The sequence below is a fragment of the Afipia sp. MLSD5-FHT05B12 genome (assembly GCF_058793355.1).
Window position 1 is genome coordinate 255,686 of sequence record NZ_JBXAFS010000005.1, and the last position, 23,452, is coordinate 279,137.

Genomic DNA, 23,452 nt, shown 5'->3' on the forward strand with positions numbered 1-23,452 from the left:
TTGCCGTTCGCGCTTTACGCTCCCTTCTCCCTCCCCCTTGCGGGGAGGGTCGGTGCGAAGCGCCGGGGTGGGGGTCAACGAAAACAATCGACGACAGGAAACATCCCATGGCTGATCGACTGAAGGGCAAACGCGCGTTCGTGACGGCGGGCGCGGCGGGCATCGGCCGCGCCTGCGCCCTCGCCTTCGCGCGCGAAGGCGCGACCGTGATCGCCACCGACATCGACGACAAGGGACTGGCCGCGCTCGCCAGGGACGGCGTGGCGGAAACGCACAAACTCGATGTGCGCGATACGGCGGCGGTCGAAGCCATGGCCAGAAAGGTCGGCAAGGTCGACATCCTGCTCAATGCCGCCGGCTTCGTTCACAACGGCACCGCGCTGGATTGTTCCGACGCCGACTGGGACTTTTCGTTCGACCTCAACGTCAAGTCGATGCACCGGACGATCCGCGCTTTCCTGCCCCTGATGCTCGAAGGCGGCGGCGGGTCGATCGTCAACATCGCCTCGGCTGCCGGCGTGTTCAAGGCCGCGCCCAACCGCTACGTCTACAGCGCCACAAAGGCTGCCGTCGCGGCGCTGACCCGCGCCGTCGCGGCCGATTTCATCACCAGGGGCATCCGCTGCAACAGCATTTGTCCCGGCACCATCGAGACGCCATCGATGCTCGGCCGGGCCGCCGCGCTCGGCGCGGGCGGGCGCGAAATGTTCGTCAGCCGCCAGCCGATGGGACGGCTCGGCACCGCCGACGAAATCGCCTCGCTCGCGCTCTATCTCGCCAGCGACGAAAGCGCCTTCACCACCGGCGTCGCCCACATCATCGACGGCGGCTGGACGCTCTAACGGTTTGCCGTCGCCCTTCGAGGCCGCCGCTTCGCGTCGGCACCTCAGGGTGACGGAAAGAGAGATACATACAGCACCCGTCATCCTGAGGTGCGAGCGCACCTGGCGCGAGCCTCGAAGGATGACGAAACAGAAATCGGGAGAAATGCCTTGAACAAGATCGATCTGAGCGGACGGTTCGCCGTCGTCACCGGCGGCGCGCAGGGTTTCGGCCGCGCCATCACCGAACGCTTCGCCGCTTCCGGCGCCAAGGTCGCGATCTGGGACTTCGACCAGGCGCTGGCGGAGAAGACCGCAAAAGAGATCGGCGCCGCGGTGACCGTGCTCAAGGTCGACGTCACCGATCCTGCCGCGGTTGAAGCCGCGCGCGACGCAACGCTGAAGGCGTTCGGCCGCATCGACATTCTGGTGAACAACGCGGGCATCGCCGGCGTCAACAAGACCGTCGCCGACCTGTCCTACGACGAATGGCGTCAGGTCATGAAGATCAACCTCGATGGGCCCTTCATCTGCTGCCATGCTATCGTTCCCGTGATGATGAAGCAGAACTACGGGCGGATCGTGAATATCGCCTCCATCGCCGGCAAGGAGGGCAATCCGAATGCCTCGCACTATTCCGCGTCAAAAGCCGGCGTGATCGCGCTGACCAAATCGCTCGGCAAGGAACTGGCGGGCACGGACATCGCAGTCAACGCGGTGACCCCCGCCGCCGCCAAGACCGCGATCTTCGACCAGATGACGCAGCAGCACATCGACTTCATGCTGTCGAAGATTCCGCGCGGACGCTTCCTGAAAGTGGAAGAACTTGCATCCCTCGTGGCGTGGATGGCGTCCGAGGAATGTCTCTACACCACCGGCGCCGTGTTCGATATCTCCGGCGGCCGCGCGACGTATTGAGCGTTCAACCTTGAACTCTCAACGTCATGCCCGCGCTTGTCGCGGGCATCCACGTCTTCTTTTCTTTGACGCGTTTTAAGGCGTGGATGGCCGGGACAAGCCCGGCCATGACGAGAAACATCGATCCCGGGCGATCCAGCCGCGATGTCGTCCCCGCGCAGGCGGGGACCCATAACCGCCGGATGTTGTGATTTGCGAAGGAAAGCGTTGTCTCGCTATCGCGACAACATCGACAACCTGGGGAGTATGGGTCCCGGCCTTCGCCGGGACGACACGGAGAGATAATCCCCTACTTCCCGTCCCGCCGCATGAAATCGAAATCGCAGCCCTCGTCGGCCTGCGTGATCGTCTCATGAAACAGGTGGGCATAGCCGCGCGCCGCCCAGTCCGGCGTTGACAGCTTCGGCAGCGCGCGCTGGCGCAGCGTCAATTCCACCTCGTCAACCAGAAGATCAATGCGCCGCTTCGCGACATCGAGCCGGATCATGTCGCCGGTCTGCACCAGCGCCAGCGGGCCGCCCACAGCCGACTCCGGCGTGATGTGCAGCACGATGGTGCCGAAGGCCGTACCGCTCATGCGGGCATCCGAAATCCGCACCATGTCCTTGACGCCGGTGCGCAGGATCTTCTGCGGGATCGGCAGATAGCCGGCCTCCGGCATACCCGGCGCGCCCTTCGGCCCGGCATTGCGCAGCACCAGAATGTCATCGGCCTTCACATCCAGGTTCGGATCGTCGACGCGGAGCGTCATGTCCTCGACCGACTCGAACACCACCGCACGCCCGGTGTGCTGAAGCAGGTTCGACGTCGCCGCCGACTGCTTGATGACCGCGCCGCGCGGCGCCAGATTGCCGTGCAGCACCGCCATCGCGCCTTCGCGGTTGATCGGATTGTCGCGCGGACGGATCGCATCCTGTCCCGGCACTTCCTCCGCATTGGCAACGACATCGCGCAGCGTACCGCCTGCGACGGTCTTCGCATCAAGATCGATCAGGTCGCCGAGTTGCTTCATCAGCTTTGGCACGCCGCCCGCATGATGAAAGTGCTCCATGTAATGCGCGCCGGACGGCTTGAGATCGATCAGCACTGGCACCTCGCGCCCGAGCTGATCGAACGCCGCGAGATCGATGCGATGCGGCGTGCGGTTGGCGATCGCTGTCAGATGAATCAGACCGTTTGTGGAGCCGCCAATGGCCTGCAACACCACCTGTGCGTTTCTGAAAGCAGCCGGCGTAAGCAGTTCACTCGGGCGCGGCCCTCCGGTCACTGCCATTTCAGCGGCGCGCCTGCCGCTCAGTTCAGCCGAACGTATGCGCTCGGAATGCGGCGCAGGAATCGTCGCGCTCATCGGCAGCGACAGGCCTAAGGCTTCCGTGATACACGCCATGGTGCTGGCGGTGCCCATCACCATACACGTCCCTACAGAAGGCGCGAGGCGTCCGTTGACGGCCTCGATCTCGGCCTGGTCGATTTCGCCCGCGCGGAATTTTCCCCACATCCGGCGGCAATCCGTGCATGCGCCCAGCACCTCGCCCTTGTGATGACCGACGACCATTGGCCCCACCGGAATGACGACGGTCGGCAAATCGGCGCTCACCGCTGCCATGATCTGCGCCGGCAGCGTCTTGTCGCAACCACCAATGACGACGATGGCATCCATCGGCTGCGCGCGGATCATCTCCTCGGTGTCCATCGCCATCAGGTTGCGCAGGTACATCGAGGTCGGATACGAAAAACTCTCGGCGATCGAGATGGTCGGAAACACCATCGGCATCGCGCCCGCCAGCATCACTCCGCGCTTCACCGCCTCGATCAATTGCGGGACATTGCCGTGGCAGGGATTGTAATCGCTGTAGGTGTTGGTGATGCCGACAATGGGGCGCTCCAGCGCGTCGTCGGAATAGCCCATCGCCTTGATGAAGGCCTTGCGCAGGAACAGCGAAAATCCCGGATCGCCGTAACTGGTCAGCCCCTTCTTGAGACCCTTGGTCATCTTGCTTCCCGCAGCATTGATTTGCGGCGGTACATTAGAAGCATTTCAACAGCGTGGCAAAGTCAGCTTTACATCGTCGCGCCGAGTACCCAAGGCGCAAAGCGTAGCGATGTCTCCGGGTGAGGAGCAATTGCTGATCGTGCAGAGCGGCCCCTCACCCGCTCGCTTCACTCGCGACCTCTCCCCGCATGCGGGGAGAGGTGAAGAAACGCAGCTAGCTCCGGCGCCTCACGCCTTGCCGCCGGAGTTCTTTCGCGTCTCCGCGATATGGCTCTTGGCGGACATCGCGAGCAGGCCGCTGTCGTTCATGATCGTCACCAGCTTGAAGCCGCGCTGGATCGCCAGCGTCGCGCCGGCGTGACCGCTGCAATGGATGCCGGGGAAGATCCCGCGCTTTTCGCAGGCCTTCACGACCTTCTCGTAGATCGCGATCATCTCCGGCTCGGTGCGGTCGAGAGTCGGATGCAGACCATAGGAGAAGCCGAGATCGGACGGCCCGATATAGACGCCGGCAATGCCTTTCACATCGAGGATCGAGTCGAGGTTCTCGACCGCGGTTTTGGTCTCGATCATCGGGATGCAGAGCGTCTCTTCATTCGCGGTCTGTTGATAGGTGCCGGCGGAACCGTACATCATGGCGCGGATCGGCCCGTTGCTGCGGGTGCCGCGCGGCGGATATTTCGCGGCGGCGACGAACCGTTCGGCCTCTTCCCTGGTATTAATCATCGGGCAGATCACGCCGTAGGCGCCGCCATCGAGAACCTTGCCGATGATGCCGGGCTCATTCCACGGCACACGCACCATCGGCGTGACCGGATGCGCCTGCATCGCCTGGAAGCACTGGATCATCGACTGATAATCCTGCACGCCGTGCTGCATATCGACGGTGACGCTGTCGAATCCGCATTGCGCCATCACCTCGGCGGAAAAGCCCGAGGGGATGGCGAGCCAGCCGTTGACCACCACCTTGCCCGCAGCCCAGATTTCCTTGACCTTGTTTGCCATTCGATCGTTTCCCGTTTCTGTTTTGATTATTGCTGCTTGGTTTGGGCGCGGGTCATGCATGAGCTGCCCTCTTGCGGTCTACCTGTTTACATTAAGCATCTGATGGGATGCCGAGGCAATCGAGATCGCCCCCTCTCCCCACGGGAGAGGTGAAGAAGCAAGCGAGCATGTATCCGTTTTCAAGACCACTACCCCTCCGCCGCTTTCACCGCCGCGTCATCGATCCCGACCGATCGCGCGGTTGCCGTGATGGAATTCCAGGTCTCTTCCGTCAGCGGCACACCGTTTCTGGTCCGCTCCGCGCGCGTCGCCGCTTCCGGCTCGCCCGGAATCAGAACCGCGTCGTGGCCCTGCGCCAGCTTGCTGTCCTTGAAATAGGCGATATAGCGCGCGACTTCGCCGTCGAAGAAATGCGCCGGATCGACAACCTTCGGATCGATGAAGATTGCCAGCATCCCGTTGGAAAAGCGCCGGTCGGTCTTGGTCGCGCCGTTGCCGGTCAGCGCGCCCCCTAACAGTTCGCACATCAGCGCGAGGCCCGAACCCTTGTGTTCGCCGAAAGCGCGGATCGCGCCCTTGCCCTGCGCGTGAATGCGCGGGCCGTCGGTATCATACGGCCCATACAGCACATGTGGATCTTCGCTAAGCGAACCGTCCTGATCGACCAGCGCACCCTTCGGCAATTTCTTGCCGCCCCGGCTCGCCACCATCACCTTGCCTTCGGCCACAATCGAGGTTGCGAAATCCAGCACCACCGGCCCCTGCCCGGGGCGCGGAATGCCGACGCAATACGGCGCGGTTGAAAGTTTGCGCGCGACGCCGCCATATGGCGCCACCAGCACGGAGCCCGCCGCGTTGACGAAAAAGATCGAGACCAGACCTTCCGCCGCCGCCATTTCCGCCCAGTCGCCGACACGGCCGAGATGACCGGAATTCTTCAGCGTCATTGCCGCTAAACCAACGGCCTTGCACTTGCCGATGCCGACTCTCACAGCCTGCGGCGTCACTGTCTGTCCATAGCCGAAGCCGCCATCGACCACTGCGATAGACGGCGTGTCGACCACCAGCTTGATGGTCTGATCGGGGACGATGGCGCCCTCTTTCGCCCACTTCACATATTGCGGCACGCGGATGACGCCGTGGCTGTCATGGCCGGTGAGATTTGCCGTGGTGAGATAGGTGGCGATGCGCTCGGCCTCGGCCTTCGAGGAGCCCGCGCGCGAAAAGATGTCGGCGACGAAGCCGATGAGTTTCTGGGAGTTGATTGTAACCATGATTTATCTAGTGCCCTGTATCCGACGTTTGCCTGACTTCGCAGCGCCCCCGAGCAAACGTCGGATACAAAAGGGCACTAGCAAATTTATAATTCTAGTGATCCTTTGGTTCTGACATTCGTAAAGGTGCCCGCGAATGATATCTTACGAATGTCAGAACCGGATCACTAGACTGCCTTGCTATGGCCGCCTAGGTAAGCGGCTCTGATTGCTTCGTTGCTCCACAGTTCGTCGGGTTTGCCGCCCAGAGCGAGGCGGCCCGTTTCCAGCACGTAGCCATGATCGGCAACGGACAATCCCATTCGCGCATTCTGCTCGACAAGTAAAACCGTCGTATCGCGGCGGATTTCGGCGATGATCCGGAATACCGCCTGCACGATCACCGGCGCAAGGCCGAGCGAGGGCTCATCCAGCAGCAACAGACGCGGCTTCGCCATCAGTCCGCGCGCCGGCCTTGAAGAGGATTAGAAGTCCGAAAAACGAGATTGTCTACCGCCGCGGCGATAAATCCTGTCAAACATCCGATCATTGCGCTGCAACGCGCGAAATGACCGAAAAGCGCCTCAATCGGCCGAACGAGCCAGTGTCACAAGACTTACACGGAGCCCACCACGGCGATTTTCCCGTTTTGGTGCATCGCGCCACATTTTCCAGTGAACCAAAGCGTGGTATGAGCGACAAATACTTATCGCCCGCTAACGATGGTGTTGAGAGATGTCTTTCCCCGCTTCGCGTTTTGTTTTTCGCAATTGCCGCGGTGCTGCCCTGGCGGCAGCCTTCCTGATGGCCCCGGCGCTTGCGCATGCCGATTCCGCGCCATTTGCCAATTATGCAGGCAACTGGTCGGGCAACGGCACCATCACCATCGCCGAGGGCGGCACGGAACGCATCCGCTGCCGAGGCTCCTACTCCGTCGATGGCAGCGGCAACAACCTGCATCAGGTCCTCCGCTGCGCCAGCGACAGCTACAAATTCGAACTGACCAGCGACATCGCGGCGCGCGGCGGCAATATCACCGGCTCCTGGAGCGAAGCCAGCCGCGGCGTCAACGGCACTGTCGAGGGCAGCATCGCGAACGGCCAGGTCACCGCACTGGTCCAGACCAACGGCTATGCGGCGACCTTCAATGTCACGACCCGCGGCAACCGGCAGTCGGTCGCCATCAGCTCGAAGGGCGAGTTGCGGGCTGTGAACATCAGCCTGGCGAAGAGCAATTAAGCGCCACGCGTTCGAAATAGAGAAACGGCCCGCCGATCACCGGCGGGCTTTTTCTGTCTGGAATCCGGATCGGTCCGGGGATCTACTTGCTGCCCCACGCCGCCTTGATGCGGTGAGACGTGCTGATGAGCCACATTGCCGTCGGCCGCAAAATGAAGAGATCGGCGATCAATGCCGCGATCATGGCGAAGGCGCTGAGCCATCCAAACAGCCGCAGCGACGGCAGATCGGAAAACACCGTCACCACCAGACCGCAGGCCAGCACCACGGTGGTCAGGATCAAGGCCGGGCCGACCAGAACCGTGGCGCGCTCGACCGCCTGCGCCTCGTCGACGCCTGGCTTTTGTTCCAGCCGCAAGCGGTTGAGGAAGTGAATCGTCGCACTCAATCCCAGTCCGAAGGACACCGTCAGCGCGACCACACTGGCGAATTGCAGCCCCTCGCCCAGGAACCACAACACAGTGCCCGACAGCACGACCGGGAAGATGCCGGGCAGGATGCTCGCGAACATCACCACCACCGAGCGGAACGCCAGACCGATAAAGGCCGCGACCAGAATGAACTCGATGGTCAGACCGTGGTTGAGCTTGCCGATCATGCTGGCGCTGTTGCGCGCGGCGATGGCGGACAGGCCGGTCACGGCGATATTGTAACCGGGATGAGCGCTGCGGACCGTTCCCATCGCGGCGTCGAGCTTCTCGACCGTCGGCAGGATCTGGCTTGAGTCGAGGTCGGGCACGCGCCCCGACACCACGACCGCATCCTGCTGCTCGGAAATGAAGCGCCTGACCAGATAGGCCGGCAGCAGGTCGACGTATTCTTTCAGGATCGCCACGTCAGAGCGGCCGGCCTTCTCCGCCAGCCAGCGCCGCAGTGTCTCGATCGACCAGACGTTGCCGACACCCGCCTGCTTCTCGATGATCGAGTGGACGGCTGCGATGGTATCGAGCGTTTCCTTGTCGTAGAGCGACTTGCCCTTCGGGAATTCGATCAGCACATCGATCGGATTGGCGCCGGTCAGCTTCGCGTCGAGACGGCTTGAGGCCTCGACCGCCTGCTGCTTGTCAGGCACCTGGTCGGCCAAGCGATAGCGCGGCTCAAGGCTCGCATAAATAACGCCGAGACCGACGACCACGAGCAGCGCGATCAGACTGAAAAGACCGGGGCGGCCGACCATCCGCTTGGCGATAAATGCGCAGAACGCGCGCAGCGCCTCCACGCCCCGGTCCGCGCCCTTGATCTTGGTCGCGAGCAAATTCTCTTTCCGAACCAGCAGGACGCCGAACACCGGCACCAGCGACAACACCGCGAGCAGTGCGATGACGGTCGCCATCAATCCGGCCTCGCCGAAGGTGCGGATCAGGTCGGAATCGGAAAACTGCAAGGCAAGAAACGACAGCGCGGCCGTGCCGTGAGTCAGCACACAGGCCGGCCCGACCACCAGCACGGCGTTACGGAAGGCCGTGAACTTGTCCTCGCCCGCAATCAGACGATCTCTGGCTGCGAAGGTGAGCTGCATCGAGTCGGCGAAGCTGATGACCATGATGAGCGGCGTCATCACGTTCAGAAACATATTGAGGCTGAAACCGAGCCAGCCCAGCGTGCCGATCGACAGCAGGATCGCGAGCAGCGGCGGAAACGCCGCGACGATCATGAACGAGATGCGGCGGAAGAAAATGATCGCGATGATGCAGCCGGCGAGAATGCCCGCGATGTTGTAAGTCAGGCCGTCGCGCTCGACCGCATTACGGATTTCAAGCTGCATCACCGGCACGCCGGACAACTGGCTGTTGAGGCCGGTGCCCTCAAGATCCTCATTCATGATCTTGCGGACTTCGCCGATGGTGGCGTTGAGGCCCTTGTTACCGACGATCGCCGGGTCCAGCGCCAGCACGATCAGCGCCAGCGTGCCATCTTCCGACAGCAGCTTGCCCTTGATGACCTCGTTTTCCTTTACACGCTTGATAAAGGCATCGTATGCGGCGCCTTCCGGCAGCGTTTGCGGAAACAGTGCCGCGGGCAGCCGTCCACCCTCGGGCGGCTGACGGGCGGAAAACAGCGAGATAATGCCGCGCGTGCCGTCCACGAGTTGCAGGTCCGTGACCAGATCGCGCAATTTTTCGAGCGACGAGCGCTCCAGCAGCGACTTACCTTCGACCACCACCAGCACATCGTATTCGCTGGACGGGAAGCGCTTGGTCACCTCTTCATATTGCTTGTATTCAGGCGTGTCGGACCGGAACAACTGGCTCAGCGAGTCGTCGATCTTGATGCGCTGGATGCCGAACACCGCGACCACGCACAACGCGAGCAGGATGACCGCCGCCGTGCGCGGCGCACGCAGCGCGATCAATCCGATCCGTTCCAGACCGAACGCGATGCTGAATTGTTTTTTTCCGGAATCGCTGTGAATGGGCTCTTTTGAAATCTGATGCAACGGGACGGTTCCGATTCGAAGGTAAGCCGACGTTTTATCTAGCAGATTTCCCCGGCATGGTGGTTCGCAAGTCCGCATTATTTCTGCGGAGCGGCACCCGGAGACATCTGGCCACAGATTAACGCGCCCGCCATGGCGGGAACGCAACACCCGCCATGGGGCCAAATTTGCCCCAAAATGCGGCAAACCAGGACAGTCATATCTAATCCGGCGGCCAGGCCGAATAGCGGTTTTTGCGCCCCGCCCGGTCCTGATATAACCCCCGCCATGTCATACAAGGTCGCTGCCTTCTATCAGTTCATCGCGCTCCCCGATTTTGAGGCGCTTCGGGAACCACTGCGCAACATGTGCGTAGCGCTGGATATTAAGGGCATCGTCCTGCTGGCGGCCGAAGGCATCAACGGGACCGTCGCGGGCCGCGAGGTCTCCATCGATGCCCTGATGAACCAATTGCAGAACGGCGCGCTTTTCGATGGCCGCCTCGACAATCTGGAACTGAAATTCTCGGGCGCGAGCGAAATGCCGTTCAACCGGATGAAGGTCCGATTGAAAAAAGAGATCGTGCGGCTCGGCGACCCGGAGACCGATCCCAACACCAAGGTCGGCATCTATGTCGATGCCGCTGACTGGAACGCGCTCATCAAGCAGGACGACGTGCTGCTGCTCGATACCCGCAACGGCTTCGAGGTCGAGATGGGTACGTTCGATGGAGCGCTCGATCCGAAGATCACCCGTTTCGGCGAGTTTCCGGATTTTGCCGGCCGGACGCTCGACCCCAACCGGCACAAGAAAATAGCGATGTTCTGCACCGGCGGCATCCGCTGCGAGAAAGCCAGTTCGTACCTGCTGTCGCAGGGTTTCGAGGAGGTCTATCACCTCAAGGGCGGCATCCTGAAATATCTCGAGGATATCCCGGAAGCGCAAAGTCTGTGGCGCGGCGAGTGTTTCGTGTTCGACCAGCGCGTCGCGCTGGGGCATGGGCTGAGCGAACGTCAGGCCTTGCGCGGCGGCGGCGCGGATCACACCGATGCCACCGAGATCGACATGAGCGAGCAAGCCGATGACTGACGTCCCCTCGCCCGCCTCGCGCATCGACGCGCTGGAAATCCGCATCGCGTATCTCGACGAAACCATCGAGGCCCTGAACAAAACCATTACCGCGCAATGGAAGCAGATCGACGCCCTGAGCCGGGAGATGCTGACCCTGCGCGAACGGCTTGAAGACGCCGAGATGAAATCGGGCATGGCCCCCGGGCACGAGCCGCCGCCGCATTACTGACCATTGTCACAAACTGTGACAACGAACGTCTGCTCATAATTCATTATTCCAGCGGCGAATGTCCGCAAAAAAATTGGTAATTCCGGCGCGGATATGTATGGTCCGCTTGAGGAAAATTGGGGGAGGACAATAATGCGTAAAATTGCAATTCTCGCCGGCGTCGCGGCCACACTGGCCGCAGCACCGGTATCGGCAGACGATCTCAAGATCGCGTTGATCTACGGCAAGACCGGGCCGCTGGAAGCCTATGCCAAGCAGACCGAAAACGGCCTGCGCATGGGCCTCGAATACGCCACCAAGAACACCATGATGGTCGACGGCCGCAAGATCGTCCTCATCACCAAGGACGATCAGGGCAAGCCGGACCTCGCAAAGGCGGCGCTGGCCGAAGCCTATCAGGACGACAAGGTCGATCTCGCCATCGGCACCACCGCGTCGGGCGCCGCACTTGCGATGCTGCCGGTCGCGGAAGAAAACAAGAAGATCCTGATCGTCGAGCCTGCGGTCGCCGACGCCATCACCGGAGAGAAGTGGAATCGCTACATCTTCCGCACCGGCCGCAACTCGTCGCAGGACGCGATCTCGAACGCGGTGGCGATCGGCAAGCCCGGCGTGACCATCGCGACCCTCGGCCAGGACTTCGCTTTCGGACGCGACGGCGTGGCGGCGTTCAAGGAAGCGCTTGCAAAGACCGGCGCGACCCTGGCTGCGGAAGAATACGTCCCGCCGGGAACGACGGACTTCACCGCGGCGGGTCAGCGCCTGTTCGACGCGCTGAAGGACAAGCCCGGCAAGAAGATCATCTGGGTGATCTGGGCAGGCGGCGGCGATCCGCTGACCAAGCTCCAGGACATGGATCCGAAGCGCTACGGCATCGAGCTGTCCAGCGGCGGCAACATCCTGCCCGCGCTCGCCGCCTACAAGCGGCTGCCCGGCATGGAAGGCGCCACCTATTACTATTACGCCATTCCGAAAAACCCGATCAACGACTGGCTCGTCGCCGAGCACCAGAAGCGCTTCAATGCGCCGCCGGACTTCTTCACAGCGGGTGGTTTCGCCGCGGCAATGGCGGCGGTGACCGCCGTGCAGAAGGCGAAGTCGACCGACACCGAGAAGCTGATCGCGGCGATGGAAGGCATGGAGTTCGATACGCCGAAGGGCAAGATGGTGTTCCGCAAGGAAGACCATCAGGCGCTGCAAAGCATGTATCACTTCAAGGTCAAGGTCGATCCGAACCTCGCCTGGGCCGATAACGAGCTGGTGCGCGAGCTGAAGATCGGGGACATGACGATCCCGATCAAGAACAAGCGGTAAGGTTCTGAACCTCTCCCCGCCTGCGGGGAGAGGTCGGAGACTGGGCGCAGACGCCATTCAGCATTCGATGTCGTCCCCGCGAAAGCGGGGACGCATAACCACCGAGCATTGTTGCAACCCACCGTAGGACAACCATACTCAGGGAGTATGGGTCCCCGCTTTCGCGGGGACGACAACTTGATGATGGCTGCATGTCCCTCACCCTTGAGACCCGCGACCTGACCATCCGTTTCGGCGGCCACGTCGCCGTCAACAAGGTCAGTTGCACATTTCGTCCCGGCGAACTGACCGCCATCGTCGGGCCGAACGGCGCCGGCAAGACCACCTATTTCAACCTGATCTCCGGGCAGCTCCGCCCCACCGCCGGCGATGTGCTGCTCGCGGGCGAGGACATCACCCGCCTGACCGCGCCGCTGCGCACCCGCAAGGGACTTGGCCGTGCCTTCCAGCTCACGAATCTGTTTCCGAACCTGAGCGTTGAGGAAAATGTCCGCCTCGCCGTGCAGGCCGCTTCCGGCGTGCATTACGAGATGCTCCGGCCATGGATGAAGCGCCGTGATCTGATCGAGCGCGCCGATGCCATTCTCGACAGCATCGCGCTCGGCAACCGCCGCGCGGTTGCCGCCGCCGCCCTCTCCCATGGCGACCAGCGCAAACTGGAAGTCGCCTTGATGATGGCGCTGGAACCGAAAGTCTTCATGTTCGATGAACCGACCGCGGGCATGAGTGTCGACGAGGTGCCGGTGGTGCTCGATCTGATCGCGCGCCTGAAACAGGACCAGAGCAAGATCATCCTGCTGGTCGAGCACAAGATGGATGTGGTGCGATCGCTGGCCGACCGCATCATCGTCCTGCACAACGGACAGCTGGTGGCTGACGGCAAGCCTGCCGAGGTGATCGCCTCGCCGATCGTGCAGGAAGCCTATCTCGGCATCGCGCCCGGAAAGACCGCCGCATGACATTCATAATACACGCGCAACAAACACAGCCCGGCTCCCTCCCCCCCTGCGGGGGAGGGTTGGGGTGGGGGGTAAACCACAAGCTCAATCTTTGTGAGGCCCCCCACCCCCGACCCCTCCCCGCAAGGGGGAGGGGCGCAGCAAGCGCAACCATGGCAGTTCATGCGCAAGAGACCGCCGCATGAGCGACATGCTGACCCTTGCCGGCGTTCATACCCACATCGCGCAGTATCACATCCTGCATGGCGTCGACCTCACCGTTCCCGAAGGCCAGATCACCATGCTGCTCGGCCGCAACGGCGCGGGCAAGACGACCACACTGCGCACCGTCATGGGGCTGTCACCGCCCTCCTCCGGCACAATCACGCTCGCAGGCCAGCGCACGGAAAAGAAGCTCACGCCCGACATCGCAAGCCTCGGCGTCGGTTACGTGCCGGAAACCATGTCCGTGTTCTCGGATCTGACGGTAAAGGAAAACCTGATCCTCGCCGCGCGTGAAGGGCCGCTCGACGACGCACGGCTGCAATGGATTTTTGGATTCTTTCCCGCGCTGAAACGCTTCTGGCTGTCGCGCGCGGGATCGCTGTCAGGCGGGCAAAAGCAGATGCTCTCCATCGCCCGCGCCATCGTGGAGCCGCGCAAGCTGCTGCTGATCGACGAACCGACCAAGGGCCTCGCACCCGCCATCGTCGTCAATCTGATCGAGTGCCTCAGCGAGGTGAAAAAGCGCGGCGCGACCATCCTGCTGGTGGAGCAGAACTTCCGCGTGGCGCAGGAGGTCGGTGACAGCGTGCTGGTGATGGACAACGGCAAGATCGTGCATCGCGGCGCGATGGCCGATCTCGCGAAGGACACGGCGTTGCAGGAAAAGCTGCTCGGGCTCAGCCTGGAGGCGCATCAGTGATGTTTTCCGAACTACATGGTCTCAACGCAACGCAATCTCCCGTTCGTCATGGCCGGATTTATTCCGGCCATCCACGCCTTGTTTTCTCAACAAGACAACAAGACGTGGATGCCCGGGACAGGCCCCGGCATGACGGAACACACATCATTTCTTCCTCACCCGGCTCCTCGCAATGACGGACATCACCCAAACCTCCTCCGAACCGCTGCCGCAAGCCAGCCGCGATTTCATCCCGCTGCTGCTGCCCGTCGTGCTGGCTCTCATCATGATCCCCTTCATCGGCTCAGGCAGCACCTGGGTGACGCTGACGATCGCGAGCCTCGCCATGGGCATGATGATCTTCATCATGGCCTCGGGACTGACGCTGGTATTCGGCCTGATGGACGTCCTGAATTTCGGTCACGGCGCGTTCATCGCGGTCGGTGCCTATGTGGCGACGCTGGTGCTGGCGCCGATGGCCGGATACGTCCAGGCCGACTCGCTGTGGCTCAACCTGCTGGCGCTGGCGCCGGCGGCGCTGCTGGCGATGGCGGTGTCCGGCGCGCTCGGCCTCGTGTTCGAGCGCGTGCTGATCCTTCCGGTCTACGGCAATCACCTCAAGCAGATCCTGATCACCATGGGCGGTCTGATCGTGGCCGAACAAGCGCTTTACGCATTGTGGGGACCGGAGCGCATTCCACTGCCGCTGCCGGCGTCGCTGCGCGGCTCCTTCATCTTCGGTGACATAGCGATTGCCAAATACCGCGTGCTGGCGATGATCGTCGGCCTCGTCGTATTCGGATTTATCCTGCTGGTGCTGAACCGCACGAAAATTGGCTTGCTGATCCGCGCCGGCGTCGAGAACCGCGAGATGGTCGAAGCCCTCGGCTATCGCATCAAGCGGCTGTTCCTCGGCGTGTTCATGACGGGCTCCGCCCTCGCGGGCCTCGGCGGCATCATGTGGGCGCTCTACCGCGAGGAGGTTCACGCCTCCATCGGCGGCGAACTCACGGTGCTGATCTTCATCGTCATCATCATCGGCGGCCTCGGCTCCATCGGCGGCTGTTTTATCGGCGCGATCCTGGTCGCCATGGTGGCGAACTACGGCGGCTTCCTGATCCCGAAGCTCGCACTGGTTTCGAACATTCTCCTGATGGTCGCGATCCTGATGTGGCGGCCGCGCGGCCTCTACCCGGTGACAAATCGATGATGATCCTTTCCGGCGATCCGCCGCGCAGCCGCGTTCTCAGCCTCCTGCTCATCGTCATCGTGACGCTGCTGGCGCTCGCGCCGTTCCTGTTTCCCGGCGCCAAGGCGATGAATGTCGCCACCAAGATCTGCATCTTCGCGCTGCTGGTGGCATCCTACGATCTGCTGCTCGGCTACACCGGCACCGTGTCGTTCGCGCATACGATGTTCTATGGCATCGGCAGCTACGGTATTGCGATCGCGCTCTACGCCATGGGGCCGACATGGTCGGCGGTCGCCACCGGCATCGTGATAGGGCTTCCGCTTGCGGGATTCGTCGCGCTTTGCATCGGCCTGTTCTCGCTGCGGGTGCAGGCGATCTTCTTTGCGATGATTACGCTGGCGGTTGCGTCAGCCTTTCAGGTGCTGGCCTCGCAATTGTCGTGGCTGACCGGCGGCGACGACGGCCGCAGCTTCCGCCTGCCGGAGCTGCTGCGTCCCGGCACCGTGATCATTCCGAAAGAGGTGTTCGGATTCGAGTTCAACGGACGGACACTGACTTACTACATCGTCTTCGTGGTCGCGGCTGCGCTGATCCTCACGCTGCTGCGCATCGTGAACTCGCCGTTCGGCCGCGTGCTGCAAGCCGTGCGCGAAAACCGTTTCCGCGCCGAGGCGCTCGGCTATCGCACGGTGTTTCACCTGACATGGGCGAACGTGCTCGCCGCCCTCGTCGCGGCCTGCGCCGGCGTCCTCAACGCCCTGTGGCTGCGCTATGCGGGACCGGAGACGCTCTCCTTCACCATCATGATCGACATTCTGCTGATGGTGGTGATCGGCGGCATGGGCACCATGTACGGCGCGATCATCGGCGCGGCGATTTTCATTCTCGCCGAGAATTACCTTCAGACCCTGATGGGCGCGGCCTCGAAGGCCACCGCGGGCATTCCGGTGCTGCCCGACCTGCTGCACCCCGATCGCTGGCTGCTGTGGCTCGGATTGCTGTTCATCGCCAGCGTGTACTTCTTCCCGACCGGTGTCGTCGGCAAGCTGCGCGGGAAGAAGGGGTAGTGCCGTAACCAGAAAATACCCCATGATGCTTTCGGCGCGGCAATGTCGCGCAGCTAGACCAATTATCGCGCTAATTCGTTCGGCAGAAATTTTGTCTGCTGTAAACTCGTATTAATAGTTGTTCCGGTCTTATCTGGTATGAAATGTAATGTGACCTGCGCTTTCTTGGTGCAAGAGGCAAGCGTCCATAGTTCATCCCAAGGCTTGCCTCTAGCCCCGGCCAACGGTTCCCCAGTCTCCCGTAAAAATTCTGTATTCTCCACATAGCCGGTTTTGCAATTCGCTTCCGGCCATTGCGCTGCCATTGCAGCATGGGGCATGGCATCCCTCTGCAACACTGGATCGGCACGAGTCGTACCTGGAAAAAGGGGCCTCGCCCTCACTGAGGTATTGGAATCCATCCAAAAGACGACATTCAATAACCGATCTTGCCCACATCCTTTTTCGGCAACCGATTGCTTCCATGCTCCTCGCGTTGGGCGGCCAGAATTATCGAATGCCATCGGCATATATATTGCGAACTGATTCAAGATGGAAAAATTGGCGGAGGGGCAAGGCTTGATGACAACCACTCCCGATTGCTTTGCGGTATTCAGAACCTGCTGTTGTTGGATAGGATCTGAAACCATTTTTGAGAAATTGGCTTTGTCGTCGGCTGATACCGATCCGATTGGCATCAAGTATGTTGCGAGGACAGCAGCAAAATGTAGGCGCAGATGCTTCATGCTCTCACCTTAGCAAGGATGACCGCGATGGACACGGTTCAAGCTCCGAAACGGGAGCTTCGAATCATGCGCGATTACCGTGCCGGATCGGGATAAACCATGCTCCGCCAGCCGCTGCGATCGAACGGCTTCCATTCGCCTTCCGCCTGCGCGAGGCGATCTGCGACGGCGTAAACGATCGCGGGATGGTGGCCCATGCCGCAATGGCTGGCGCCCTGCACTTCGATGTTCTCGGCATACGTGCCGGGCTTCTCGACGCAGCTCTGCCACGCGCAGATGCCGTCGGTGCGGCTGAAGATCGCGGTGGTCGGCACCGGCGGCGTCTTCGCCATCTCGCCGCCGAACTGCGGATTGTGCTGGTCGGCGCGCTGGCCGCTGACGGTTTCATAGGTGCGCCACGCGTTGGTCGCTCGCGGATGACCCGCGAACGGGCTGCCGAGTGTAATCACCGAGCGCACCCGGTCCGGCATCATCTTCGCAAGCTGGCGCGCGTAGATTCCGCCGAGGCTCCATCCCACGAGACTGACCTTGCGGCCATGACCCTCGTTGAGATCCTGCACGAGATTCAGCATCGCATCCTGCACGCCGGCGCGCGGGCCGAAGTTGCGGCCAAGGCCCCAACCGCTCACGGCGTAGCCGCGGCTCTTGAGGAACGTGCGCAGCGGACGCGTCGCGGTGTCGCTGGTAATCAGTCCCGGCAGCACAAGCACCGGATGACCGTCGCCCTTGGGCGCGAGGCTGAGCAGCGGCAGCGCGCCGAGAAATGCGCCGAATTCGTTAATGGCGCGCGCCTCCAGCAGCATCAGCAATCTGGACGGCGGGCGAAGCGTCTGGGCAGCAACGGACATCCGATTTCCTTCTTGTCAGTACGTTTCCGGCTTTCGGCCGGCGCGACAAAATCAATTCCGATATGCGAAACGAATCAGGGCAACACGCCAGTCAATGGCACATCGATTCAAGCTATGGGTCAAATTCCGGCATTTCAAGCCGCCTTTGCCGCGTTTGAAACAGGTGTTGCAAATTGCCGACAGGCCGGATTTTCGCTTGGATAATCAGAGCGTTTTGATCACCACCTCGGCGCTGTGCAGCGCCAATCCTGCAAGTCCGCCGATCAGCGCACCGTTGAACCGGATGTATTGCAGGTCCTTGCCGATGTTGATTTCGATCAGGTTGATCAGCTGCTTCATGTCCCACGACTTGACCTGATCGGCGATGAATCGCGACACCCCGCTCTTCTGATCGGCAATGAAGCTGCGCAGCACCGCGATGATTCCCTTGTTGATCTCAGCGCGCATCTCGCTGTCGGTGGCGAGCTGCCGGCCGGCTTCCATGAATACGTTGGTCAGGTGATGTTGCAGCACATTGCTCTCGCCGCTGGCGCTCCTGTCGATGAACGCCTTGACGTTGACCCAGATGTCGCGCGTCAGCGCGGCAAGCTCGGGGCGCGCCAGCAGATCGCGCTTCAATCCGTCGATGCGGTCCGCGTAAGTCTTGTCGTTCGCCAGCTTGTCGGGGAGCGTCAGCAGGATGCGATCGACCTCGCCGCGAAACGGATGCTGCGGGTCGGCACGCACCTCCTCGAAGAACGACGTGGCCGATGCCGCAACCCGCTTCAGCAGGAATTTGTCGGCGCGATAGAGCTTCAGCAGCGTCGGAAGTTCGTTGCGGATTTTCTCCCGGATCAACTCAAGCGTCTCGGGCTTGTTGATGGACTCATGGATCGCCTGCAACAGATCGTCGAGCATGCCTTTGTGGCGTCCCTCGGCGATGAAGCCGCGCAACGTTCCCGCGGCCAGCGGCGCGAGATCGACGCTCTGCAATTGCGTCACGATGCGGCGCGTGAAGTACGACTTCAGCCCCGATGTTTCGGCAGCGGCCAACGCCTCCGGCAGCAGGCGCAGGACGAAGCGCGCCAGATCGGAGCTTTTCTTCGGATCGGTCAGCCAGTCTGAAATGAACGACGCGAAATCGACCTCGCGCAGTTTCGCGTCGACCGGCGCCGGGCTGAGGAAATGCACCTCGATGAACTCGCCGAGTTTGTCGGCGATCCGGTGCTGGTTCTGCTGAATGATGGCGGTGTGCGGAATCGGCAATCCCAGCGGCCGCCGGAACAGCGCGACCACCGCGTACCAGTCCGCCAGCCCGCCGATGGTCGCCGCTTCCGCGAAGGCCGCGAGAAACCCGAATCCCGGATGCACGCGCTCCATCACCTTGGCGACAACAAGCACCACGACGCAGCCAGCGAGGACCAGCGTCGCGAGCATCTTGACCCGGCGCAGCTCCGCGGCGCGCGCGATGTCGCCCGTGTCCGCGACCAGCACGAACTTTCCGTTGTCAGCCATCTGCAACCTCGTCAGTCCGGACAATGCACCGGCAGACACGCACACGTCAAAAAGAAGGCCCGCGCGAGGCGGGCCTTTGATCGTCGAATTGTAAGGTGGTCGAGGCCGGACGATCAGGCCGACTTGGTGTAGGACGCAACCTTCGCGAAGTTGTCCTGCGCGGTCTTGGCGCTGTCAGCGATCAGCTTGCCGAAGTATTCGGTGGTCGCCTTGGCGCGCGCCATCACGACTTCGCCCTGGGCGCGGAGCAGGTCACCCTGGATCGTCACGGCTTCGTTCAGCGACTTCGCCGACGCCAGCTTGTCGATGCCGGCGAACAGCGCCTGCGCGTCTTCGTAGACGGCCTGCTGGATGTTGCGGGAGATCTTCGCGGTCTCGCTGACCGAACCGGCAACAGCGGTTTCGATCGCCGAGGTCACCTTTTCCGAACCGGTGTGGATTTCAGTAGCGCGGTCCTTGGCGGTGCCGGCGGCCTTCTTCACGAACTCACGAGCAGCTTCGGGAACTTCCACGTTCGGGAAGTTCTTGAGCGCGTCGGTGACGGGCGCGAAAGCGGTCTTGACGGTGTTCAGCACGGACTCGGCGTTGAAAGAATTCGTCATTGTCTGTCTCCATCCTCAGGGTTGCGAGCTATGGGCTCATCCCCGTCCGGTATGGCCCGGGGCAAGGTGAGTTATGCCAAAGTCTTAGATGCACCGCAACAAGAATGTTGCGATGCATCATCACGAGCCCGTGATATTATGAAATAAAAGCTATTTCAATGACTTATCCGACGGCTTCGGAAACCCCGTAAGCCTCGAGCTGGGCACGGACCTTAGAGACATTGTGACCGAGGACCACGATATCGTGGGTCTTCCCGGCCAGGTCCCTCACCTGATCGTGCAGCAGGGCCTCTGCCTTGAAACCGAGGCTCTCAAACAGGGCGATGGCTCCGGTCTGATCGACCGTCATCTGGGCCACGATCTTCTCCAGCCCGGATCCCAGCGCCAGCGCGAAGGTTTCCTGCGACAGCGCGCGGCCGACACCGAGACCGCGGACATCCTTGGACACCACCATGCGGATTTCGCCGACATGCGGTGACCACGACAGAAGATCCCGCACGATGGTGCCGCAGCCCACCACTGCGCTTCCCTTCACCGCCAAGAGGCTGACCAGCCCGCCGCGCTCGAGCTCCTTGATCCAGGCGGAGAGCACCTTCGGCTCGCTGATGTTGCGTGGAATGAACAGCAGGTCATGGACCGGCAGCTTCTGCGCGAAGGCGAGGACAGCCGCCTCGTCCGCCGCCGTCATGTGACGAAATTCGATTTCGCCGCCTTCGGTCAGGACGCGACGCGGATAGGAACGTACTTCGGTGCTGTTCATGTGGATCGCTCACTTAACCAGGAATCGAGTTTGGGCCAGAGACGCTTGATGGCGTTCGCGCCGGCGACGAGACTGACATGACCGCCCTTGAGAATGACCTCGGTCTTGTCGGCCGATCCGATCTTCGCGATCAGATGCTTCGCAGCGTCGTAAGGCACGATGTGATCGTGTTCGGCGACCGCGTGCAGCACGGGCACCGTGATTTTGGAAATGTCCGCGGGACGTCCGCCAACAGTCATCGTGCCGTTGAACAGCTTGTTGTCCCACATCAGGTCCTTCGTGGTGGTGCGGAAATATTCGCCGGCCAGCGGCAGCGTGTCCTGCGCCCAGCGATCGAACATCCGGTAGGATTTGACGAACTCGTCGTTCCAGATGTTTTCCCAGAGCTGGATCTGGCCCACCGCGCGCGACGCTGGCCGCAGCATCTCGAATGACGACAGGATCATCTCGGGCGGCACGTTGCCGACGCTGTCCACCAGCTTATCCACGTCGAAGTAGCGACGGTCGGAGAAGTTCTGGAACAGCTTCATCTGCCGGAAATCGATCGGCGTCGTGAAACACACCAGATTCTTCATCGGCCCGTCGTGGAAGATCGAACCGTACAGCAGCGACAGCACGCCGCCGAAGCAGTAGCCGATCACATTGACGTCGGTTTCACCGGAATCTTCCTGCACCCGCCGGATGCAATCCGGAATGAAGCCGAGAACGTAGTCCTCCATCCGCAGCGATTTTTCCTCGGGCCGCGGCGCGGTCCAGTCGAGCATGTAGACATCGAAACCCTTCTTGAGCAGGAATTCGATGAAGCTCTGTCCGGGCACCATGTCGAGAATGTAGCCGCGATTGGTCGTCGCCATCACGATCAGGATCGGGATGCGATAGATCTCATCCGCGAGCGGCCGATAGTGGTAGAGATTCATCGTGCCCTTGGAATGGATGATGTCCTTCGGAGTCGACCCCAGCGCCGGTCCGGATGAGGCGAAATATTCCACACCCTTGATGCTGCGCTGGATCGCGCGCTGGACCTCGGTCTGGATGCGTTCGCCGACCTGCGCGACATCCGGCATCGCACTCGCGTTGGTCTGCACGTTCATGGCGTGCCTCCTCCGGTCGCGGACGGCGGCTGTTTGGTACGCGGAGGCCTTGGCGTAGCCAGCCCGTTGCTGCCCTGCGATACGGCGTCGGCATGCACGCGATTAAGCAGCGCCCTGATCTCGTTCAACTGGCTTTCGATCGATTGCAGCCGCTCGCCCATGCTGACCATCTGCGCGCGGCTGGGCAGGTTCATGCTGACCAGATAGCGCTCCATCAGATCGCCGACGGTCTTTTGCGCACCGACCGAAGCGCCGGTGAGCTGATGCGTGACCCGGCTGAATTGTTCCGACCCCATGACCTGATTGGCCATGGCGTTGAAACCCTTCTCCATCTCGGCAAGCATGGTATGCCATACCTGCACCGGGTCATTCGGTTTGTCGGACATTGGCGCCCCTCCCGAAGCGGTAACAAGGCCTCGTTGGGCCCGGCTTTTTCAGCCATTCCATACCGTTGCGGGACCGAGGTCAACATTGGCCCACGGCTTAAGCGCGCCCGCCTTCTGTACGGCGCAAAAAGCGTGCGATAGGGTTTATCCCTACTCATTTCGAGGATGGACACGTGAACGCACACCAGCCCCCGCAGATGGCCAAGGCCAACGGCATCGAGCTTTGCTACGAAATCTTCGGCGCGCCAGACGCGGAACCACTGGTTCTCATCATGGGCCTCGGCGCACAGATGATCCTTTGGGACGACGAGTTCTGCCGGGATCTGGCCGGCCGCGGCTTTCGTGTCATCCGCTTTGATAACCGCGACATCGGGCAATCGACCAGGATGTCCGGCGGCAAGCCCCTGCGTCCCATTGAACTGCTGAAACTCCGTATCTTCAAGATCGCGCCGGAAGCGCCTTACAAACTCTGGGACATGGCCAGCGATGTCGTTGGCCTGCTCGACGCGCTTGTCGTCAGCAAGGCACATATCGTCGGCGCATCGATGGGCGGGATGATCGCGCAGGAAATCGCGATGCAGCACCCGAACCGGGTTCTGTCGCTGACCTCGATCATGTCATCAACCGGCAATCCAAGATTGCCGCAGCCAACGCGCGAAGCATCCGCCATCCTGCTCGCGCCACCGCCGAAGACCAAGGCGGAATACATCGAGCGTTTCGGAACGACCTGGAAAGTCCTGCGCGGCGGGTCGTTTCCGCTCGACGAGGCAAAGGACCCCGAGCGCGCGGAGCGGACTTACGCGCGCGGCCTCAATCCCGCCGGCGTCGGGCGCCAACTGCGCGCCATCCTCGCTTCAGGCAATCGCAAGGACCGGCTGGGGTCGGTCAAGGCGCCAACGCTGGTGATTCACGGCACCATCGATCCGCTGGTGCGTGTCGAGGCTGGCAAGGACACCGCGGCGTCGATTCCCGGGGCGAAGCTGCTGCTGGTCGAGGGCATGGGACACGCGCTGCCGATCCCGATGTGGCCGACCATCATCGGTGCGATCGCCGAGCATGCGCAGGGAGCGGCGGCCACGACGTAGATCCGCGGCTGCTACAATCCTGCCCGTCATTCCGGGATGCGCCGAAGCCTGACCGGCAGCGCGATTTCCTCCCTCCGTCGTTCCGGGGCGCGCGAAGCGCG

General features: G+C 61.9%; 22 protein-coding genes and 1 pseudogene. 11 read left to right on the top strand and 12 right to left on the bottom strand.

Annotated elements, in window-relative coordinates; translation table 11 throughout:
• The first annotated feature begins 107 nt into the window (after nucleotides 1–107).
• Both AC1Q6J_RS10115 and AC1Q6J_RS10120 read left to right on the top strand, forming a co-directional pair.
• Nucleotides 108–842: an SDR family oxidoreductase gene (locus AC1Q6J_RS10115; protein ID WP_492279187.1), complete on the top strand. Its 735-nt coding sequence runs from the start codon at nucleotides 108–110 to the stop codon at nucleotides 840–842.
• 150 nt (nucleotides 843–992) lie between these two features.
• Entirely contained in the window at nucleotides 993–1,739 is a 747-nt protein-coding gene (locus AC1Q6J_RS10120; protein ID WP_492279188.1) for an SDR family NAD(P)-dependent oxidoreductase, read from the top strand.
• A gap of 289 nt (nucleotides 1,740–2,028) precedes the next feature.
• Here AC1Q6J_RS10120 and AC1Q6J_RS10125 read toward each other — a convergent pair whose 3' ends face one another.
• The 4 genes and pseudogenes from AC1Q6J_RS10125 to AC1Q6J_RS10140 form a co-directional block, all read right to left on the bottom strand.
• Entirely contained in the window at nucleotides 2,029–3,732 is a 1,704-nt protein-coding gene (locus AC1Q6J_RS10125) for an IlvD/Edd family dehydratase (RefSeq protein WP_492279189.1), read from the bottom strand.
• A 228-nt stretch (nucleotides 3,733–3,960) separates the two neighbouring features.
• Nucleotides 3,961–4,737, bottom strand: a complete 777-nt coding sequence (locus tag AC1Q6J_RS10130; protein WP_492279190.1) for an HpcH/HpaI aldolase family protein — start codon at nucleotides 4,735–4,737, stop codon at nucleotides 3,961–3,963.
• A gap of 188 nt (nucleotides 4,738–4,925) precedes the next feature.
• On the bottom strand, nucleotides 4,926–6,011 hold the full coding sequence (locus tag AC1Q6J_RS10135; RefSeq protein ID WP_492279191.1) for a malate/lactate/ureidoglycolate dehydrogenase: 1,086 nt from the start codon (nucleotides 6,009–6,011) through the stop codon (nucleotides 4,926–4,928).
• Nucleotides 6,012–6,178: 167 nt separating this feature from the next.
• A pseudogene (locus AC1Q6J_RS10140) lies at nucleotides 6,179–6,460 on the bottom strand (ATP-binding cassette domain-containing protein); the annotation flags it as partial.
• 265 nt (nucleotides 6,461–6,725) lie between these two features.
• On the opposite strand from AC1Q6J_RS10140, the gene AC1Q6J_RS10145 reads away from it, so the two are divergent.
• The gene (locus AC1Q6J_RS10145) at nucleotides 6,726–7,229 is read left to right on the top strand and encodes a hypothetical protein (RefSeq protein WP_492279192.1); all 504 of its coding nucleotides are present in this window, start codon (nucleotides 6,726–6,728) and stop codon (nucleotides 7,227–7,229) included.
• Nucleotides 7,230–7,311: 82 nt separating this feature from the next.
• Here the strand turns inward: AC1Q6J_RS10145 and AC1Q6J_RS10150 are convergent, their stop codons facing one another.
• The gene (locus tag AC1Q6J_RS10150; protein WP_492279193.1) at nucleotides 7,312–9,666 is read right to left on the bottom strand and encodes an efflux RND transporter permease subunit; all 2,355 of its coding nucleotides are present in this window, start codon (nucleotides 9,664–9,666) and stop codon (nucleotides 7,312–7,314) included.
• A 267-nt stretch (nucleotides 9,667–9,933) separates the two neighbouring features.
• On the opposite strand from AC1Q6J_RS10150, the gene trhO reads away from it, so the two are divergent.
• The 7 genes from trhO to AC1Q6J_RS10185 all read left to right on the top strand — a co-directional run bounded on the left by trhO (nucleotide 9,934) and on the right by AC1Q6J_RS10185 (nucleotide 16,360).
• Nucleotides 9,934–10,734: an oxygen-dependent tRNA uridine(34) hydroxylase TrhO gene (gene trhO, locus AC1Q6J_RS10155; protein ID WP_492279194.1), complete on the top strand. Its 801-nt coding sequence runs from the start codon at nucleotides 9,934–9,936 to the stop codon at nucleotides 10,732–10,734.
• Complete coding sequence (locus AC1Q6J_RS10160; RefSeq protein ID WP_492279195.1) at nucleotides 10,727–10,945, top strand: SlyX family protein; 219 nt, start codon at nucleotides 10,727–10,729, stop codon at nucleotides 10,943–10,945. Before trhO ends, AC1Q6J_RS10160 begins: the two co-directional genes overlap by 8 nt.
• Nucleotides 10,946–11,077: 132 nt before the next feature.
• The gene (locus tag AC1Q6J_RS10165) at nucleotides 11,078–12,259 is read left to right on the top strand and encodes a substrate-binding domain-containing protein (protein WP_492279196.1); all 1,182 of its coding nucleotides are present in this window, start codon (nucleotides 11,078–11,080) and stop codon (nucleotides 12,257–12,259) included.
• Nucleotides 12,260–12,450: 191 nt separating this feature from the next.
• Nucleotides 12,451–13,218 carry an ABC transporter ATP-binding protein gene (locus tag AC1Q6J_RS10170; RefSeq protein WP_492279197.1) on the top strand — a complete coding sequence of 256 codons (768 nt, stop codon included), beginning with the start codon at nucleotides 12,451–12,453 and terminating at the stop codon, nucleotides 13,216–13,218.
• Between the two features lie 181 nt (nucleotides 13,219–13,399).
• Nucleotides 13,400–14,122 carry an ABC transporter ATP-binding protein gene (locus tag AC1Q6J_RS10175; RefSeq protein WP_492279198.1) on the top strand — a complete coding sequence of 241 codons (723 nt, stop codon included), beginning with the start codon at nucleotides 13,400–13,402 and terminating at the stop codon, nucleotides 14,120–14,122.
• A gap of 172 nt (nucleotides 14,123–14,294) precedes the next feature.
• On the top strand, nucleotides 14,295–15,311 hold the full coding sequence (locus tag AC1Q6J_RS10180) for a branched-chain amino acid ABC transporter permease (RefSeq protein WP_492279199.1): 1,017 nt from the start codon (nucleotides 14,295–14,297) through the stop codon (nucleotides 15,309–15,311).
• A complete protein-coding gene (locus tag AC1Q6J_RS10185) occupies nucleotides 15,308–16,360 on the top strand; it encodes a branched-chain amino acid ABC transporter permease (RefSeq protein WP_492279200.1) in 1,053 nt (350 codons plus the stop codon). The genes AC1Q6J_RS10180 and AC1Q6J_RS10185 overlap by 4 nt, the downstream gene beginning before the upstream one ends.
• A 62-nt stretch (nucleotides 16,361–16,422) precedes the next feature.
• Here AC1Q6J_RS10185 and AC1Q6J_RS10190 read toward each other — a convergent pair whose 3' ends face one another.
• From AC1Q6J_RS10190 to AC1Q6J_RS10220, 7 genes are all read right to left on the bottom strand, one after another.
• Entirely contained in the window at nucleotides 16,423–17,085 is a 663-nt protein-coding gene (locus AC1Q6J_RS10190) for a hypothetical protein (RefSeq protein WP_492279201.1), read from the bottom strand.
• A 74-nt stretch (nucleotides 17,086–17,159) separates the two neighbouring features.
• Entirely contained in the window at nucleotides 17,160–17,933 is a 774-nt protein-coding gene (locus tag AC1Q6J_RS10195; protein WP_492279202.1) for an esterase/lipase family protein, read from the bottom strand.
• Nucleotides 17,934–18,137: 204 nt separating this feature from the next.
• Complete coding sequence (locus AC1Q6J_RS10200; protein ID WP_492279203.1) at nucleotides 18,138–19,427, bottom strand: DUF445 domain-containing protein; 1,290 nt, start codon at nucleotides 19,425–19,427, stop codon at nucleotides 18,138–18,140.
• Between the two features lie 113 nt (nucleotides 19,428–19,540).
• Entirely contained in the window at nucleotides 19,541–20,029 is a 489-nt protein-coding gene (locus AC1Q6J_RS10205) for a phasin family protein (RefSeq protein ID WP_492279204.1), read from the bottom strand.
• A gap of 163 nt (nucleotides 20,030–20,192) precedes the next feature.
• Nucleotides 20,193–20,789, bottom strand: a complete 597-nt coding sequence (locus tag AC1Q6J_RS10210) for a GNAT family N-acetyltransferase (RefSeq protein ID WP_492279205.1) — start codon at nucleotides 20,787–20,789, stop codon at nucleotides 20,193–20,195.
• A complete protein-coding gene (locus tag AC1Q6J_RS10215) occupies nucleotides 20,786–21,880 on the bottom strand; it encodes a PHA/PHB synthase family protein (protein ID WP_492279206.1) in 1,095 nt (364 codons plus the stop codon). The genes AC1Q6J_RS10210 and AC1Q6J_RS10215 overlap by 4 nt, the downstream gene beginning before the upstream one ends.
• Nucleotides 21,877–22,266, bottom strand: a complete 390-nt coding sequence (locus AC1Q6J_RS10220) for a hypothetical protein (RefSeq protein ID WP_492279207.1) — start codon at nucleotides 22,264–22,266, stop codon at nucleotides 21,877–21,879. Before AC1Q6J_RS10220 ends, AC1Q6J_RS10215 begins: the two co-directional genes overlap by 4 nt.
• Nucleotides 22,267–22,439: 173 nt before the next feature.
• Between AC1Q6J_RS10220 and AC1Q6J_RS10225 the strand changes: the two genes are divergently transcribed.
• A complete protein-coding gene (locus tag AC1Q6J_RS10225) occupies nucleotides 22,440–23,351 on the top strand; it encodes an alpha/beta fold hydrolase (RefSeq protein WP_492279208.1) in 912 nt (303 codons plus the stop codon).
• Nucleotides 23,352–23,452: the final 101 nt, after the last annotated feature.